The organism is Limnospira sp. (assembly GCF_051859755.1).
Taxonomy (GTDB): domain Bacteria; phylum Cyanobacteriota; class Cyanobacteriia; order Cyanobacteriales; family Microcoleaceae; genus Limnospira; species Limnospira fusiformis.
This window is the reverse complement of record NZ_JBIMLI010000016.1, coordinates 1-15,776: the sequence shown is the minus strand read 5'-3', so window position 1 is coordinate 15,776 and position 15,776 is coordinate 1. Positions and strand designations below refer to the sequence as shown.

Annotated in this window: 10 protein-coding genes and 1 pseudogene; 6 read left to right on the top strand and 5 right to left on the bottom strand. The window is 46.4% G+C overall.

Going from position 1 to position 15,776, the window contains the following annotated elements; genetic code table 11:
- On the bottom strand, window positions 1-1,398 hold a 1,398-nt coding region (locus ACTIE0_RS04740; RefSeq protein ID WP_439516849.1), incomplete at its 3' end, for an energy transducer TonB.
- A 48-nt stretch (window positions 1,399-1,446) separates the two neighbouring features.
- A complete protein-coding gene (gene patD / locus ACTIE0_RS04735) occupies window positions 1,447-1,803 on the bottom strand; it encodes a heterocyst frequency control protein PatD (protein WP_006620826.1) in 357 nt (118 codons plus the stop codon).
- 486 nt (window positions 1,804-2,289) lie between these two features.
- On the opposite strand from patD, the gene ACTIE0_RS04730 reads away from it, so the two are divergent.
- Window positions 2,290-4,584, top strand: a complete 2,295-nt coding sequence (locus ACTIE0_RS04730; protein WP_006668067.1) for a RelA/SpoT family protein — start codon at window positions 2,290-2,292, stop codon at window positions 4,582-4,584.
- A 225-nt stretch (window positions 4,585-4,809) separates the two neighbouring features.
- Here ACTIE0_RS04730 and ACTIE0_RS04725 read toward each other — a convergent pair whose 3' ends face one another.
- Together ACTIE0_RS04725 and ACTIE0_RS04720 are read right to left on the bottom strand one after the other, a co-directional pair.
- Window positions 4,810-5,460 (bottom strand): DUF3386 domain-containing protein, encoded by a 651-nt coding sequence (locus ACTIE0_RS04725; protein ID WP_006668069.1) that lies wholly within the window; start codon window positions 5,458-5,460, stop codon window positions 4,810-4,812.
- 218 nt (window positions 5,461-5,678) lie between these two features.
- Complete coding sequence (locus ACTIE0_RS04720) at window positions 5,679-8,156, bottom strand: CHAT domain-containing protein (RefSeq protein ID WP_006668070.1); 2,478 nt, start codon at window positions 8,154-8,156, stop codon at window positions 5,679-5,681.
- A 9-nt stretch (window positions 8,157-8,165) separates the two neighbouring features.
- On the opposite strand from ACTIE0_RS04720, the gene ACTIE0_RS04715 reads away from it, so the two are divergent.
- The 5 genes from ACTIE0_RS04715 to ACTIE0_RS04695 all read left to right on the top strand — a co-directional run bounded on the left by ACTIE0_RS04715 (window position 8,166) and on the right by ACTIE0_RS04695 (window position 15,311).
- Window positions 8,166-8,807, top strand: a complete 642-nt coding sequence (locus ACTIE0_RS04715; RefSeq protein ID WP_006620844.1) for a hypothetical protein — start codon at window positions 8,166-8,168, stop codon at window positions 8,805-8,807.
- A 25-nt stretch (window positions 8,808-8,832) separates the two neighbouring features.
- Window positions 8,833-9,765: a DUF1822 family protein gene (locus ACTIE0_RS04710; protein WP_006668071.1), complete on the top strand. Its 933-nt coding sequence runs from the start codon at window positions 8,833-8,835 to the stop codon at window positions 9,763-9,765.
- Window positions 9,765-12,071 (top strand): CHASE2 domain-containing protein, encoded by a 2,307-nt coding sequence (locus ACTIE0_RS04705; RefSeq protein ID WP_006668072.1) that lies wholly within the window; start codon window positions 9,765-9,767, stop codon window positions 12,069-12,071. Before ACTIE0_RS04710 ends, ACTIE0_RS04705 begins: the two co-directional genes overlap by 1 nt.
- Before the next feature lie 43 nt (window positions 12,072-12,114).
- Complete coding sequence (locus ACTIE0_RS04700) at window positions 12,115-12,900, top strand: DUF928 domain-containing protein (protein WP_006668073.1); 786 nt, start codon at window positions 12,115-12,117, stop codon at window positions 12,898-12,900.
- Window positions 12,901-13,223: 323 nt separating this feature from the next.
- The gene (locus ACTIE0_RS04695; RefSeq protein WP_006668074.1) at window positions 13,224-15,311 is read left to right on the top strand and encodes a protein kinase domain-containing protein; all 2,088 of its coding nucleotides are present in this window, start codon (window positions 13,224-13,226) and stop codon (window positions 15,309-15,311) included.
- Window positions 15,312-15,543: 232 nt separating this feature from the next.
- Here ACTIE0_RS04695 and ACTIE0_RS04690 read toward each other — a convergent pair.
- Window positions 15,544-15,776: pseudogene (locus tag ACTIE0_RS04690) on the bottom strand (Uma2 family endonuclease); the annotation flags it as partial.

The following is a 15,776-nucleotide window of genomic DNA, read 5'->3' as shown; positions in this document are numbered from 1 at the left end:
TTGTGGTTGCGGTTGTGGTTGCGGTTGTGGTTGCGGTTGTGGTTCCCGGACACTTTCCGGGGCTAATTCTGGGGAAGCAGCCGGAGCCGGAGCCGGAGCCGGAGCCGCAGCGGGAGCCGGAGCCATTGACCGACAATTCTCGCTATCGAAATTAAAAGCATACTGATAAGCAATAGGGCGACCCTGACCCTCAAAGGGAATATTGGCAATAGCTGCCACCGCCGCATCATCCAAAATCCGATAACCCGTTCCCCTTAATAAGCGGGGTCCGGCAATTACGCCACCATCAGAACCAATCATCACACCGACCAAGGCTTGACCGCTGAGATTTTGCTCACAGGCTTCTGCTGGATATGGTGCCGAGATAGTGCGAGGTTGGCTGGTGTCCAAGTCAGGATAATCTGGCAGCATCGACAGCACCCATTCTACATAGGCTCCTCCCCCTTCTAACATGGCATATTGACTATCGGAAACCTCCCCGGTAGGCGTAGGTGGTGCAACCGCATCATCAGAAGAAGGAGAACCAACAGCCTCGGCGCGGCGCTGGTTGTCTGCCTCTAGTCTAGCTAATATTGAACCCCGCCCATCAGGTTGTTGTACTTGGGTTTCCGGGGTGAACTCCTGGGTGGGTTCCCCAGAGCCCCCAGATTCCCTAGGTATTCGGGGAGGTTGATTATAGTTAGGGTCATGTTCAGGAAACCGAGGCCTAGGCGGAGGGGGTGGCAACATGGAAAACTGCTCCTCGAGTAATCGTTGTTCCTCCGGTGACAGATGACTAAATCGAGGATTATTTTGTAGGCGCGACAATTCCTCACTGTTTCGGTCCCATGGAAAACTGGGTTGAGCAGGTGGGGTTTGATAAAACTCAATAGGTGGCGGCGAACTAAATTGAGCAGGCGGCGGGGAGGAAGTCTGAACAGGGGGTAAAAATGTACTATTGCTGGGATTGTTGAATATTTGGGGGGGTCCACTGGGGACGACACCAAAAGGATAATCCCTCGGTTGTGGCAATGTGGAGGGAAAAACGGGAAGTTGTTGGGCTGAGGGAGGAAATGGGGATGGGGTGGGGGCGCTACCCCACATCGCTAAGGACGGAGGTTCAGGAAAGGGGGTAAAGGAAAATTGGGGCGGCGGTGCTGGAAAAACCTGGTCAATTTGACTAGGAGATAGTTCCACCAGTTCTACACTGGGGGGTAATTGCACAGTATTTGGATAAAGACGGATATTTTCCAGGTTGAGAGCAAATACGGCGTGTAAACCAAGGGATGCAAGCACAGCAACCGTGGTGGGTTGACGGACGAGTGAGGGAATGTAGGAAATGGCGGAAGTGGTAGCAGTCATGGTCAAACCTGTTAAATCCAAATCAATATCGGGAGCTGTTGCTGTACTCGATCGCATTTACTGTTTTAGCACGATTAGTTTTAATCGTGGGGACTTAATTAATCCTTAATCTATGGTTTTGTCTAACACAACTGTGGAATATCCAATTAGGATGGAAATGCGATCGCGCATAGAGGCAAGTCGCTCCCTGGTGGTAGCACTATGGCGCGAGGCTTTCAGAAATCTTAGGTCTAATCCCAACAATCGCATCTGCTTATGGGTTTCTGTAATGTAGGACTGAAGTTGTAGCTGGCTGTCACTATCGCATAGCTGCATAATTCGACTCTCAAACACCGTCTGAACCTCGCCAAAGGCTTCAGTCATCTGATTTACATCGGATTGGTCAGAAACCATGGTTTTTTGGAGTTTTTCCAAAGATTGCCTGAATTGTGCGATCGCTTTATGGAACTCCTTTGTTAACATAATGTTAAGAAGTTTGTCTATTATTTAACCATCATAGACAAAAATTGTACCTAACAGCTACCCAGCCTACCCCAGGTTAATCTAGCTTAATCGTGATCCCTATGCAATTAGCATCCAATTGGGTTAATTGTTGTGGTTCGCGGCTATGGGCGATCGCCCTATAGGGGTATACAGGGATATGTGGGGAATATCTGGGGGATAAGTTAGGATATTTCCCAAAGCGTGAAAACATCCCCTATTCAGAGCGATCGCTCCCGGAACCACCAGCTAAAGGCCTGTGTGTGGGAGTATGAATCGCTAACCCAATAGTAGCATCGCCGCCGGGGTTGTGGAAACTCCAGCGGTCAAATCATCGATTATTTTTTCCATACTGACTGCTGTTAGTCAGGAGAAAGCCCTATTTTACTCTGGGTCCTCAGTCCCACATATTTTGTATCCAAAACTACAAAGTCATCAAGTATCTGTAATTGAATAGGCATAAATACCATGAACATCAAAACTCTATCATCCTCAAACACCTACGAATGCTCAGTTCCCGACTGGCTACAACATTGTTTGGACAACTCCCACAGCCTGGAGTCATCAGATACGCCGTCATTTTCTCCAGACAATGATCTGATCTCGCGCGCTTTCCTATTCGCCTACCAACTACATAAGGGACAATATCGCAAATCAGGGGAACCTTATATTAACCATCCCATTGCTGTAGCAGGTATCCTGAGATTTTTAGGTAGTGATACGGCTATGGTGGCGGCGGGTTTTCTACACGACATCATCGAAGATACTGATGTCACTCCCGAAGAATTAGAAAGCCACTTCGGGCCAGAAGTCCGCCATTTAGTGGAAGGCGTGACCAAACTATCTAAGTTTAACTTTTCTAATACCACAGAACGCCAAGCTGAGAATTTCCGGCGAATGTTTCTGGCTATGGCTCAAGATATTCGAGTGATTGTGGTTAAACTAGCCGATCGCCTCCATAATATGCGAACTCTGGAATTTATGTCAGAATCGAAACAGCGAAGTATTGCTTTAGAAACTCGCGAAATTTTTGCCCCGTTAGCGAACCGTTTGGGGATTGGTCGTCTGAAGTGGGAATTGGAAGATTTAGCCTTTAAATATATAGAACCGGAAGCCTACCGCGAAATTCAAATCCGCGTAGCTGACCGCCGCGCTACTCGGGAAGAAAAACTAGCAGCCTTGGCGGATATTTTACGCGATCGCATGGAAAAATCGGGGATTCGATGTTATGAAGTAACCGGTCGTCCTAAGCACCTTTATGGCATCTATAAAAAGATGCAAGAACGTCACAAACAGTTTCATGAGATTTATGATATTGCCGCCCTGCGTTTAATCGTAGAAACTAATGAGGAATGTTATCGGGCTTTAGCCATAGTTCATGATTCTTATCGCCCCATTCCCGGACGTTTTAAAGATTATATCGGACTGCCAAAACCCAACCGTTATCAGTCTCTACACACGGGAGTTATCGGGAACACTGGTCGCCCGGTAGAAGTGCAAATTCGCACGGTAGAAATGCACCATATAGCGGAATATGGAATTGCTGCCCATTGGAAATATAAGGAAACTGGCGGCTCGGAATTTGGCAAATTAACAGAAACCGATGAGAAGTTTACCTGGTTACGGCAACTACTGGAATGGCAAAGCGATCTGAAAGATGCTCAGGAATATTTAGATACGGTTAAAAATAACCTCTTTGATGAGGATGTTTATGTGTTCACCCCTGATGGTGATGTGATGGCTTTGAGCAATGGTGCCACTACGGTAGATTTTGCCTATCGGGTGCATAGTGAAGTGGGCAATCATTGCAAAGGGGCGAAGGTTAATGAACGGATGGTTCCCCTAGATACGGTGTTAAAAAATGGGGATATTGTCGAGATTTTAACCAATAAAAATAGCCACCCTAGTTTAGACTGGTTGAATTTTGTCAGAACTAGCACGGCTAAAAATCGTATCCGTCAATGGTATAAGCGATCGCATCGTGATGAAAATATCGCCAGAGGTCGGGAACTTTTAGAGAAAGAAATGGGTCGGAATGGTTTGGAATCTCTACTGAAATCCGCCCCGATGCAAACAGTGGTTCATCGCTGCAATTATCACAGTGTTGATGATTTATTAGCTGCTTTGGGTTATGGGGAAATTACCCTGAAACAGGTGGTGCATCGACTCCAGGATGTCGTGAAAGCTAATAGTCCGGTTCCAGAAGTTTCGATGGAACAGGCGGCTAATAACCTACAAATGCAGAATTTAGCCCCTAGAAATACATTACATGGGTCTGTACCTACTTCTACATCTTCTAGCAAGTCTCCCATAGCCGGGGTAGAGGGGTTAATGTACCATATCGCGGGATGCTGTAATCCGATTCCTGGAGAGCCAATTATTGGGACTGTGACCCGGACTCGTGGCATTTCCATTCACCGCCAAGGCTGCCATAATGTTAGCAAGGTTAGTGGCGATCGCCTAGTTCCAGTTAGTTGGAATCCTACCCCCATTGACCAAGGACGACCCAAAACTTATCCGGTGAAAATTCAGATTGAGGTATTAGACCGGGTGGGGGTACTCAATGATATTTTATCTCGACTCAAAGACAACAATATCAACGTTTGTAGCGCTCAGGTTAAGACGTTTCGCGACGCTCCGGCTTTAATTGAGTTGGGTATCGAAATATGCGATCGCAATCAATTTGAGCAGACCTGTCTACAAATTAAAAATATCAGTGATGTTCTCAACTTGCGTCGCATGAACCGAGGCGATCAAAGCTAGGCTAAATTCGCCAATCCACAGAGAGGCGGCTTCCCACATTTGGGCGACTTCTGGGCGCCCAGCCGCCTCCTTGGGAAAAGGCTGTAGCTGCATCAACTAACCACAGCCCCTAGGTGATTAACTGGATCGGGATTATCGGGTGGGGCGGGTTTATTCACCAAATCGGGGTGGGGCGGGTTTATCAAAATCCGGGTTGTGAATTGGAATTCCCGGCGGAACCTGCCCCTACGTCGTGGCTTTGTTCAAAAGTTGGATGTTGGAGAACGTAAAGCGATCGCTCCGATCGCTTTCTGGGTTGTGGATAATCCGCTGATTGAGGATTTGATACTTACCCACTTGGGTATAGGAATCTTCAAAATCGCTTTTTTCCCCCTTCTGTTCCCCCGTTTTGGGGTCATGATAAACCGAATCATAACGGTGGGAAAGATAACCCTCCGGCGTTTGGTGGCTGCTGTGGGTGTAGATGGTCACTACCACCCCGTGAATGTGACGATGCACCATGCAGACCTCATTATTGCGGAGTTGGTAGCGATCGCCTTCTCCTTTCCCGCCGATAATGATTTCCACCGCCCCGGTTTCGTCGGTTTCGCCATAGCTAAACGTATTTTCTCCATGTACCGATTCAAAATCCCGACGTACCCGGTGGATCGCCGTTTCCCAAAGTTGTCCATGGATAGCCTTTTGCGCCGCCTCGTCAGCAACATCTAACACTTCCGCCTTCATGTCCGCCCCTACCTTCGCGCGACCATGAATCACCTTGCCATCATGTTCGTAGGTGATATCAGCAGTATAGCCTGGGAAATCGGCATCCCAGGTGTAGCGATTTTCATAAGCCGCCCGGAAAAGTTCGCGTGCAGAAACTTGTGTAGCCGTCATAAATACTCCTAGTGTGAAGATGAACAATTGTTAATTAGTATAAACCATTACCAGCATATCCCCTTGGTGGGGCATTGCGCCCTGGCGATCGGGTTTTCCTCCCCCTAGCGGTTTCTCCCGGTCTGGTAACGGTCATTCATTCACCGGGAAATTTCCTCCCCCGCTACAGTTTCCCGTAGGGGGGTCACAAACCAGGAGTCAGAAACGGGGTTGTATTTCTATTTGAGAGATTCTCCAATGAGGGTAAAAGCTGCCCAATGTTTGGGTTGAGGATATTCTTCCATAGTGGTCAACATCGCTTGTCGTAAAGCCACAGCCCGATCGCCTTTTTCGGGTAGAAGTCGATAAAATTCCTGCATTAATTTTGCCGTGGGTTCATCGGTGGCTTGCCATAAAGAGACAATCACACTTTCCGCCCCCGCACCAATAAACGCACGAGATAATCCGATGATACCATCACCTGTAATTCTGCCGCCACCTGTGTTACAAGCACTTAAAACCACCAAGGAAGCTGTTAAATTCAATCCCATGATTTCCTCGGAACTCAGAAACCCTTGATCGCCATCACTGGGAGTTAGTGCGATCGCTCCTAAAACACCCCCAGACTCACTAAAATCATCCAATAAGCCGTGGGTTGCCAAATGCACGATCGCCGCCGCATTAATGCGTTCCAAAACCTCTGATTTCGTGGCTGCACTACCAATTAACGCTTCTGTATTCAACATAGAGGCGATGGCGATCGCTTCCGCTTCTGCACCGGGTAAATTAGCTAATCTCTCCGGTCCTTCTCCCGGTTGTATCGACAATTTTGGCATCACGGGATTGCCCACCACTAGAGCATTTATGGGGTTAGTGCTTCTGTTGGGCATCCGGTTTTCTGCCAGTTGGCGAGTCAATTTTAACACTTGAATTGCTGGGGCGGTCAGAATAGTATGCTGAGTAATTAAATAGCGATCGCTTTCATCCAGTAACGCCGGAAACGGCACAAACAATAACTCCTGGTGGGGGATGAATATCACCTTCTCTTCTGGATTTTGGGGGAGTAAATCGGCGATCGGTTTTATCAGCACATCATGCAGTTGTCGCAGGTGACTCTCGCGGAGATTTCGGGTAGAAATGGTCGGCAGATTTTCCGTGATCACCTGGTGAGTTCCCCGCACCAAAGCCGTTAGTAAACTTTCCGCTTCCGAGTCCGTCCCCTCCGCCAAAAAAGGCACTAAAGTATCCCTAAAGGTTTCTAATTGGCTTAAATTGACTTCCCGAAATGTGATGTTTCCCGTCGGTTGCACCACCCAGATAAACAAAGCCGAATTTTCCCCGAAATTATCACTAATAATCGAATATTGAACTAGGGTAGCATTTTGCTGTCCTGCCACTTTTTGAATGTCCGAAATTGTCATCGGCGGATTATTTACCCGCGCATATTCTGCGACCGCTTCAGGAGATAATTGCTGGGCGATTAATTCCAGGAAAGCACGGGCGCGTCCTCTCTCGGCAATTTCTAAGGCGATTTCCGGTTTATTGGCGCTAATCAATGCTTTTTGTAGTATACTATAACTAGACCGATATTTATCGAAAATCGAGACTTTATTAATATCGCTCAAGCCGGGTCGCAGAGATTCTAATGCGTCAATTGCGGCGTATAAGGTTTGGGTAGCTTCCGCGATTTTTCCAGCTTCAAATAAGGCGACACCTTTATTGTTGAGGGTGACAGCAATTCCGGCTGTATTCCGTAAATTTCGCCGAATTTCTAAGGCGCGATCGTAAAATTCTATGGCTTGGGAATAGTCCCCCATTAATCGATGAACTGAGCCGATATTATTCAAGGCTTGACCCTGGGAATCTTCTTCACCGATCGCCCTCATAATTTCTAATCCTTGATTGTACAATTCCAAGGCTTGGGAATAGTTGGCTAATTTCTCATAAGCAGCCCCCATATTCAACAGAGTTTGACCAACCCCGACAGTATCTCCTCTTTCCGAGGCGATCGCTAACCCTTTGGCATAGAATTCTAACGCTTGGGAATATTCCCCCAGAGCATGATAAACCGCCCCCATATTAGCGAGAGTAATTCCCACCGCAACATCATCATCTTCTTGTGCAAATAGCGCCCCGGCTTGTTGAAAATAAATCAGGGCTTTTTGAGGTTGTCCCAAAGCCCGATAAATGTTCCCAAGATTATTATAAATAACCGCCCAACCATAATAGTCTTCTGCTGGCAAAACTTCCATGGCTTGCTGATAAATATCCAGGGCGGCGGGATAGTTAGCTTGGGAGTAATAAAGCGCCCCCAAATTCATCAGAGTTTGGCTAATTCCCTGTCTGTCGTTAATATTTTGGCTAATAGTTAAAGCCTCGTTTAAAAAATGCCCAGCCTGGGGATAATTGCCCAAATGGCGATAGACAATACCGATCTCATTTAAGATTACCGCCTCTAGTTGGCGATCGCCTTCAAAACGCACCTTTTGCAAAGCGCGATCGAAGGTTATCAACGCTTCTTTCAACTCACCGCGATCGACCTGTTTATATCCGTGTTCATACAATTCTATCGCTTCACTGACCCCACCTTCTCCCCTTTCTTGTGCCAAAACTGGCAGCCCTATTACCGGGAAGGAAAGAAATTTGATAAACTCAATTTTACCCAGAGTCAGAAACCCAATCAGGAACACACAGGACCAATTTTTTTTGAGAGGCATTTTAGTTAAATGATGAATGACCAGTTACAATTGCTAATTGCCGAGACTTGTCGGCACCCTCCCGGCAGCCTCAAACGGCAGCAAGGGTTAACTCAACTGTATCGAATCATTGTCAATTCAGGCAAGCTATGGCGAGAAAAAACCCCCTATTATGAGGAAGTCTGGCAACAAACTTGGCTGTATTTTTGCCTAAATCTCTGTGAAGCCACCACCGGGAAAGAGAAATATGATAGCGATCGCAGTAGCATCACCACCTGGCTAAATGTTTACCTAAAAATGCGCCTCAAAGATAGGGCTATCAAACAGCAAAAACAGAAACAGCAAATGGTTTCCGCTTCACAAGCGTTATGTGATGATGACACCCTCACCTTTTTGGATACCTTAGAAGCGCCGCCAGATATCCCGCCGATCCTACAAGCGACCCGCCAGTGGGCGGAAACTGACCCAGAGGGAGAATTGCAGCGTGTCCACCTCCGGGGTCGAAAAGATGTTACCTGTCAACTGTTGATTTTACGGCGTTTACCCCCAGAAACTACCTGGGAGGATCTTTCCGCACAGTTGGGTTTACCAGTTTCTACCCTCAGCAGCTTTTATCAGCGGAAATGTCTGCCACAATTGCGTAAATTTGGCAAATCAGCCGGATATCTATAAAAAGGTCATTACACCAATAACAATTATGGCTAATCATACCCAACAAATCGAAAATTCTGCCTTACCCATGTTGATCGGCATCAATTCGCGCCGCCTCGCCCAACAATTTGCGAGGGAACAACCCAATCGCCAAAAAGCTGAACAGGTTTATTTTAACACTCTGGCGATATGTGTGGTGCGTAATTATTTAGAGTGGATGGGAATTGCTACCCAAGTTAATGCTGGTGATAGTTGGAATCCGATCGCCCGCTTGGCTAGTGATGTGGCAGATCTACAGGTGACCGGATTGGGGATTCTCGAATGTCGTCCGATCCGCGAAAATCAGCAAATTTGCCGAATTCCCCCAGAAGTTTGGGGCGATCGCATTGGCTATGTAGTCGTGGAAATTGAAGATTCTTTAAAAGCCGCCAATATTCTGGGATTTATGAATAATATCGATCGCCCAGAAATTCCCCGGAGTCAGTTGCAACCCATAGAAGCACTGCTGATCACTTTATCTGGGTTGCGTCGGCAGAATTTGGTTAACCTTAGTCAATGGTGCCAAGGCATCTTTGAGGAAACGTGGCAGGATTTGGGGGCAATATTTAGCACTCAAAATATCGCCTACAATTTCCGCAATTCTCCACCAGATAGCCAAGCCGAGATAGAAAAAGCAAAATTGATTGATTTGCAAATGCAGTTGGGCAGTCAAATGGTAGTATTGTTGGTGGCGCTAACACCAGAATTTGACACCATGGCAGTCAGAGTGCGACTTTATCCCCCTGATGGAGAAATTTATTTACCCCATAATTTACGGTTAGCATTACTATCAGACCAGGCGGATACTTTAGAAGAAGTGCGATCGCGCCGTCATGATAATTATATCCAACTACCCCGCTTTAGCGGAGAAATAGGGGAACGCTTTTCTATTCAAGTCGCCCTAGAAAATGCCATGATTATAGAGAACTTTCAAATTTAATGACCAGCCCCCAAAAATCAACTCTTGTCGTCATTAATTTAGGATATGGGAATTTGCTATCCGGTTTTCCCCATGTCACCGCACTGCTTTGGGAATCAGAAAATCACCGTCCCTTCAAGTTTACTGGCGCGTTACCTCCCGCCCCGGAATTGGATGGGATTTATCGTCGCTGGAATTTGATTTATCAAGCACTGTATCGCCGTCCGGGATGGTATCCACGCATTCAAATAGATCAGGAAGATATCACCAATGTTTCTGAGGTAGAATTTGCGGACATTTGCCAGCAGTATATTGAGGTAATTAATCAGTGGTTGGGTGCAGAGACATTTAGAAATATCGATCGCCAATTGCGATCGCATCTCTACCATGATGACGAAATCCAATTAATTCTGGAAACCGATGACGAATTAGTGAGGCGTTTACCGTGGCATTTATGGGATTTTTTGTCTGATTATCCCCAAGCCGAAATTGCTTTAAGCGTCCCCGAATATCATCGAGTAAAGAAGAAGTTGCACCCCAGAAAAAAGATGAGAATTTTAGCTATTCTAGGCAATGATAACGGTCTCGACATAGAGGCGGATCGCCAGGTTTTGTCAGAAAACGATGATGCGGAAACTGTTTTTTTGTGGAAACCTTCCCGTCAAGAAGTTGACAAACAGTTATGGGATGATCGCGGTTGGGATATTTTATTTTTTGCTGGTCATAGTGAGAGTGAAGAAAATGGGAACGGGGGGTTATTGGCGATTAATTCCACCGAGAAAATCGGCATTTCTCATCTAAAATTATCTCTAAGAAAGGCTATCAGCAGAGGTTTACAACTGGCGATTTTTAATTCTTGCCAGGGGTTGGCGTTAGCTACAGAATTGGCGGATTTACATATTCCCCAAATCATTGTAATGCGAGAACCCGTGTCGGACAGGGTAGCCCATGCCTTTTTGGCGCAATTTATCCAGGCTTTTTCGAGGGGATATTCTTTTTATTTAGCAGTGCGAGAAGCCCGGGAACGTTTACAGGGGTTAGAAGATAAATTCCCCTGTGCGAGTTGGTTGCCAATTATCTGTCAAAATCCTGCCGAATCACCCATAGTCTGGCGACAGCAACCGCCACCGCCAAAACGGAATTTTTTACCAAGGGGCGATCGCACTTTTTGGTTAACCAGTTTGTCGATAACTTTAATGATTCTAATTATCCGGCAATTGGGAATTTTACAAGGGTGGGAATTGCGACTCTATGACCACTTAATGCGATCGCGTCCTACCGAACCACCAGACCCCCGAATTTTAGTCATTGAAGTGACCGAAAATGATTTACAATTGCGACAAGAATATTCTATCTCAGATGGCACTCTTAGTCAAGTATTGCAGCAATTAGAACCCCATGAACCCAGAGCGATCGGGTTAACCATTTATCGAGATTTTCCCGTTCCTCCTGGGGAGTCAGAATGGCGAACACAAATGCAGGAACAAGACAATTTATTTGCTATATGTAGTTTCCCAAGGTCTAATGAACCCGCAGTGCGATCGCCTGATGTCATCCCCAAAAATCGCTTAGGATTCGATGATGTCCTAGTCGATCCTGATGGAATTTTGCGCCGTCACCTATTCTTTATGAGAGCCAACCCCGACTGTAACACCGCTTTTTCCTTGAGCTTTCAATTAGCCCGCAAATATCTGGAGTCTGAGAATATTTTTCCCGACAATCAAGGCAATCAAAACAACCCATTAAAATTCGGTCAAGCCATTTTTCACCCTCTGCAAAGTCCCCATACAGGAGGATACCAAAATATAGCGATCGGGGGTTGGTCTGTGATGTTAAATTATCGTTCTTTTCCCATAGCCAGAACTCTAACCCTCACCCAAGTTTTGCAGGGAGATTTTGACCCCAACCTAGTCAAAGACAGAATTGTGCTGATTGGTTTTACCAGTAGAGTCAACGCCAAATTTTTTAGCACCCCCTACCGTGCCGGAAAATCTCCTTCTGAGCAAGTACCAGGAGTCATGGTCCAAGCACAGATGGTCAGCCATATTCTTAGTGCAGCCCTTGACGGTCGTCCGCTGATTAGGGTATGGCTTTGGTGGCAAGAAGTGATTTGGGTGGTATTGTGGTCAATAGCCGGAAGTGCGATCGCATTGTATATCAGCCATCGGGGATGGGCGATCGCCGCGATCGTGATAGCGATCGCGATCCTATATATCCTTTGCTATCTGCTATTCCTGCAAGGAACCTGGGTTCCCCTCCTCCCCCCACTATTAACATTGGCGATCGGTCCTTTTTTGACGAAATTTTTGCGTAAATTTCTGCCCTGACTGCGATAAGTAAATATAACCCCAACTACCCAGGAGTAGCAGCTTGTCCAGTCCTTCGAGAAAACCCCCAAAACCCCGCCAATTTAAGTTATCCATCGCCTTGATTCTCCTAATCGGGATAGTGCCAATACAGCGAGTTTACGGCACTTATAGCAGGGAATTAAGCCCAGAAAATCATCAATTGCCATTATCCGATACCCTTATCGCCACAGCCTTTGACGTACCAGACCCCCAACCCCCAGAAGATCGGGAAGGTTCTGGGAGTCGCACCTCTTGTCCCGCCGTCGATAAACCTCTGACCGCATTAATTCCCAGTCAAGTGAACTACACCCTATCGGGACATCCCACATTCTGGTTTTATGTACCTTATTCCTCCGAGCTAACCCGTGAGGTAGAATTTGTGGTATTGGACGAACAAGAAACCGAAGTTTACCAAACCGTCGTGAGGATTACCGATACACCGGGAATTGTGAGTTTCCGCCTACCGGACAGCCTCCCCCCCTTGGAAATTGGCAAAAAATATTTGTGGCAATTCTCCTATAGATGTCATCCCAGAATTAGGGCTGAGGATGACTATGTACAAGCAATGGTGGAAAGAGTTGCCGCCTCGAGAAGTCTAACCAGTCAGCTAGAAGCGGCAACAACACCCATGCAGCGGGTGGAAATCTATGCAGCGAATGGGTTATGGCACGATACCCTCACGACTCTCGCCGAATTACGTCGGGATAATGCAGGAAATGCAGATATCGCCGCCGGGTGGACGGAACTTCTGGAATCTATTGGTTTGGGTCATCTAGCTAATGAGGCGATCGGCGGTTGTTGTCGTTAGTCTCGACGGGAGAAACGGGGTTTCTGGGCTGTTTAACGATTAACCCCAAAAATTTTTCCCAATTTGCGTAAAAGTTATCCGCGAAGGCGATAGGTAGGTATCACCTACAATTTCAGGAGTCATGCGGATTGTCAATTTACAAGCGATCGCTCCCCCGCCCTGCTTATGTGTCAAGGAAATTCCGTGAAAATACTGATGTCTGGAAACATCAGAACTGCTTTAATGGATAATTAACAGAACTTATGATTGACGTTAAAAGGCGATCGTTCCGTCCGTCCAGTCCGTCCCACTCACCGAATCAGCCCTAGCCACGAGTACCGATCATGCAAACGCCCTTAAATAATCAGCATCAACTTATCAATGGTCGCTATCAAGTTATAAAATCCCTGGGAACCGGTAGTTTCGGCGAGGTATTCCTGGCACAAGACACCCAGATGCCCTTGCAGCAACACTATGTGATCAAGCAACTGAAGCGCCAAGTTCAACCCCAGTTTAACAATGTTGTTAAAGAACGATTCCGGCAGGAAGCGGCAACATTGCAAACTTTGGGGCAGCATAACCAGATTCCTCGGTTGTACGCTTACTTTGAGCAGCTGAACAAGTTTTACTTAGTGCAGGAGTATATCGAGGGTGAAACCCTAGAAGCGAAGGTGCAAAGGGAGGGTAAACTCAGCGAAAGTGCCGTGAGGGAAATTTTGACCAGTCTGTTGGGAGTGCTTCAATACATACACAGCAAGCAAATAGTCCATCGCGACATCAAACCGGACAATATTATTTTGCGCCAGGAAGATCGCAAGCCAGTGTTGATTGACTTTGGTGCGGTTAAGGAAGCCATGAGTACCCAGCTCAATACCCAAGGAAATGCGGTTAACTCGATTATAATTGGTACTCCTGGGTTTATGGCTTCTGAACAGGCAATCGGTAGACCTGTTTATTCTAGTGATTTATATAGTTTGGGACTGACCGCGATCTATATGCTAACAGGTAAGCTGCCGCAAGATTTGGCGATGGATCCTGGGACGGCAGAAATCCTTTGGCGACAAGATGCACCAGAAGTGAGTGTCGGTTTAGCCAATGTGTTAGATAAAGCAGTTCGCTCCCACGCTGGCGATCGCTACTCTAGCGCCAAAGAAATGCTCGATGCCTTGAAATCCCTTACGGATACAGATATGCAGCCCGATAATAATAATATTCCCGATCCTGTACCAGAACCCACATCGACATCAACAAAACGTGGGCTATTGGTTCTATCGACGATTGTTTCTCTGGTTGTTCTGGGGTTGGGGTGGCGATCGCTTCCCTACCTGTGGAAACCGAAAGTACAAGCCCAATCCTTAACAATTGGCAGTTTAAGCAATCCCAAGTACAACACCGACCTAGTAGATTATTTACGACAAGAGTTAATCCCCAGTAATTTTATTGATTTTTTTCTGGGTAAAAAAGTAGACTTGGCGATCGATGGTGACCATAATCTACCTTACCAAGAAGCCAAGGATAGAATAGCCAAGAAAGAGTGGGATGTCGTCTTTACCCTGTCTCCGATCATTTCTGTTGCTGCCAAAGATAACAGTTATACGTTTGCCGCTTTAATGTTTCCTGAAGGTCCGCCTTATTATTATTCTGCATTGTACGTCAGAGCGGACAGCCCAATTCAATCTATCAATGACATAACACCAAGCACCGTAATTGCCTTGGGCGGGTTCAACTCAGCATCGAGTTTTTATATGCCCGTTTACGATTTGTATGGCAAAACTCTAACCGTAGATATGGGACACCGAGGGCAGAATATTCGGGAAATGGTGAGGACTGGAAAAGCCGATTTGGGTGCGGGGGCTTTAGGTGATACAGTCAAAAACGATCCAGATATCCGTATCATCCACCTGAGTCGAGCTATTCCGGGTGCAGGAGTATATCTCTCTCCCGAACTTTCAGAATCAGACAGAAAGGTAATCGAAAGAGTTTTGCTCAACGCCCCTCCAGACCTTCAAAAACAAGCCAACTATGGCCCAGGCTCAGAATCAGATTATACCAATTTCAGAGGAATTATCCGGAGAACCGAAGAAATTTTAGTTTGTTCTAATTTTAGGCAGAATCCCGTTAATTTCTTTTGTGGAACTGGGGTGGGTACAGTTCCTACAACAGTTAATCATGGCGGGAATGAGATCAGGGGTCGAGTCAATGGCTGGAGGCGGCCGACTGTTGACACAGTTTGGTTAAATTTGATGGCAGAAGGTAATCAACTTTATCGGGTGGTAGTATCTTCGCAAATTCTCAATCAAGTTCCTGGTGCTACGAATTTGCTGGAACTTCAGAATAAAGAGATTAAAGTTATGGGAGTAGTCCCGAATCAAATAGGTGATGGAATACTGGAATTAAATATTCAGAATTCAATGGAATTGGAGGTTTTATAAAACCAAATATCTATACCGAAGCATAAATGGGGTATATTCCTCATCATCAGGTTAGTTATCGCGGAGGTTTCCGAAACCGGTTTTCTTTTGGGAACCCCCAGAAACCCCCTTTCTTTCGGGAAAATTAGGCGATCGCTCATCTGAGGCGAACATAACTAACGGGCGATAAACACACCCAGAACACAATCGGCAGATTCCTTTAACTTCTATGTGTATTCCTCCTCAAAGGGGATTACATAGCATCAGGGTCAATGCCTAATTCCCGCAGTTTTTCCGCCAGGCGGTTAGCGCGTTCTGCTTCCTGTTGGGCGTGTTCTGCCTCCTGTTGGGCGCGTTCTGCTTCCTGTTGTGCGCGTTTTTCGGCTTTTTGGCGATCGCTCTCTAACTCAATATAAGTCGAGAATTTACGACCATCGGGACGATACAATTCTAACCCTGACTCCGACATTTCAAATCTCACCCCTA

Excerpts from the sequence above, each read along its gene's own strand:
- ACTIE0_RS04715 (WP_006620844.1), top strand. The coding sequence starts at position 8,166 with ATGATGAATGACCAGTTACAATTGCTAATTGCCGAGACTTGTCGGCAC.
- ACTIE0_RS04695 (WP_006668074.1), top strand. The coding sequence starts at position 13,224 with ATGCAAACGCCCTTAAATAATCAGCATCAACTTATCAATGGTCGCTAT.
- ACTIE0_RS04710 (WP_006668071.1), top strand. The coding sequence starts at position 8,833 with ATGGCTAATCATACCCAACAAATCGAAAATTCTGCCTTACCCATGTTG.
- ACTIE0_RS04730 (WP_006668067.1), top strand. The coding sequence starts at position 2,290 with ATGAACATCAAAACTCTATCATCCTCAAACACCTACGAATGCTCAGTT.
- patD (WP_006620826.1), bottom strand. The coding sequence starts at position 1,803 with ATGTTAACAAAGGAGTTCCATAAAGCGATCGCACAATTCAGGCAATCT.
- ACTIE0_RS04725 (WP_006668069.1), bottom strand. The coding sequence starts at position 5,460 with ATGACGGCTACACAAGTTTCTGCACGCGAACTTTTCCGGGCGGCTTAT.
- ACTIE0_RS04705 (WP_006668072.1), top strand. The coding sequence starts at position 9,765 with ATGACCAGCCCCCAAAAATCAACTCTTGTCGTCATTAATTTAGGATAT.
- ACTIE0_RS04720 (WP_006668070.1), bottom strand. The coding sequence starts at position 8,156 with ATGCCTCTCAAAAAAAATTGGTCCTGTGTGTTCCTGATTGGGTTTCTG.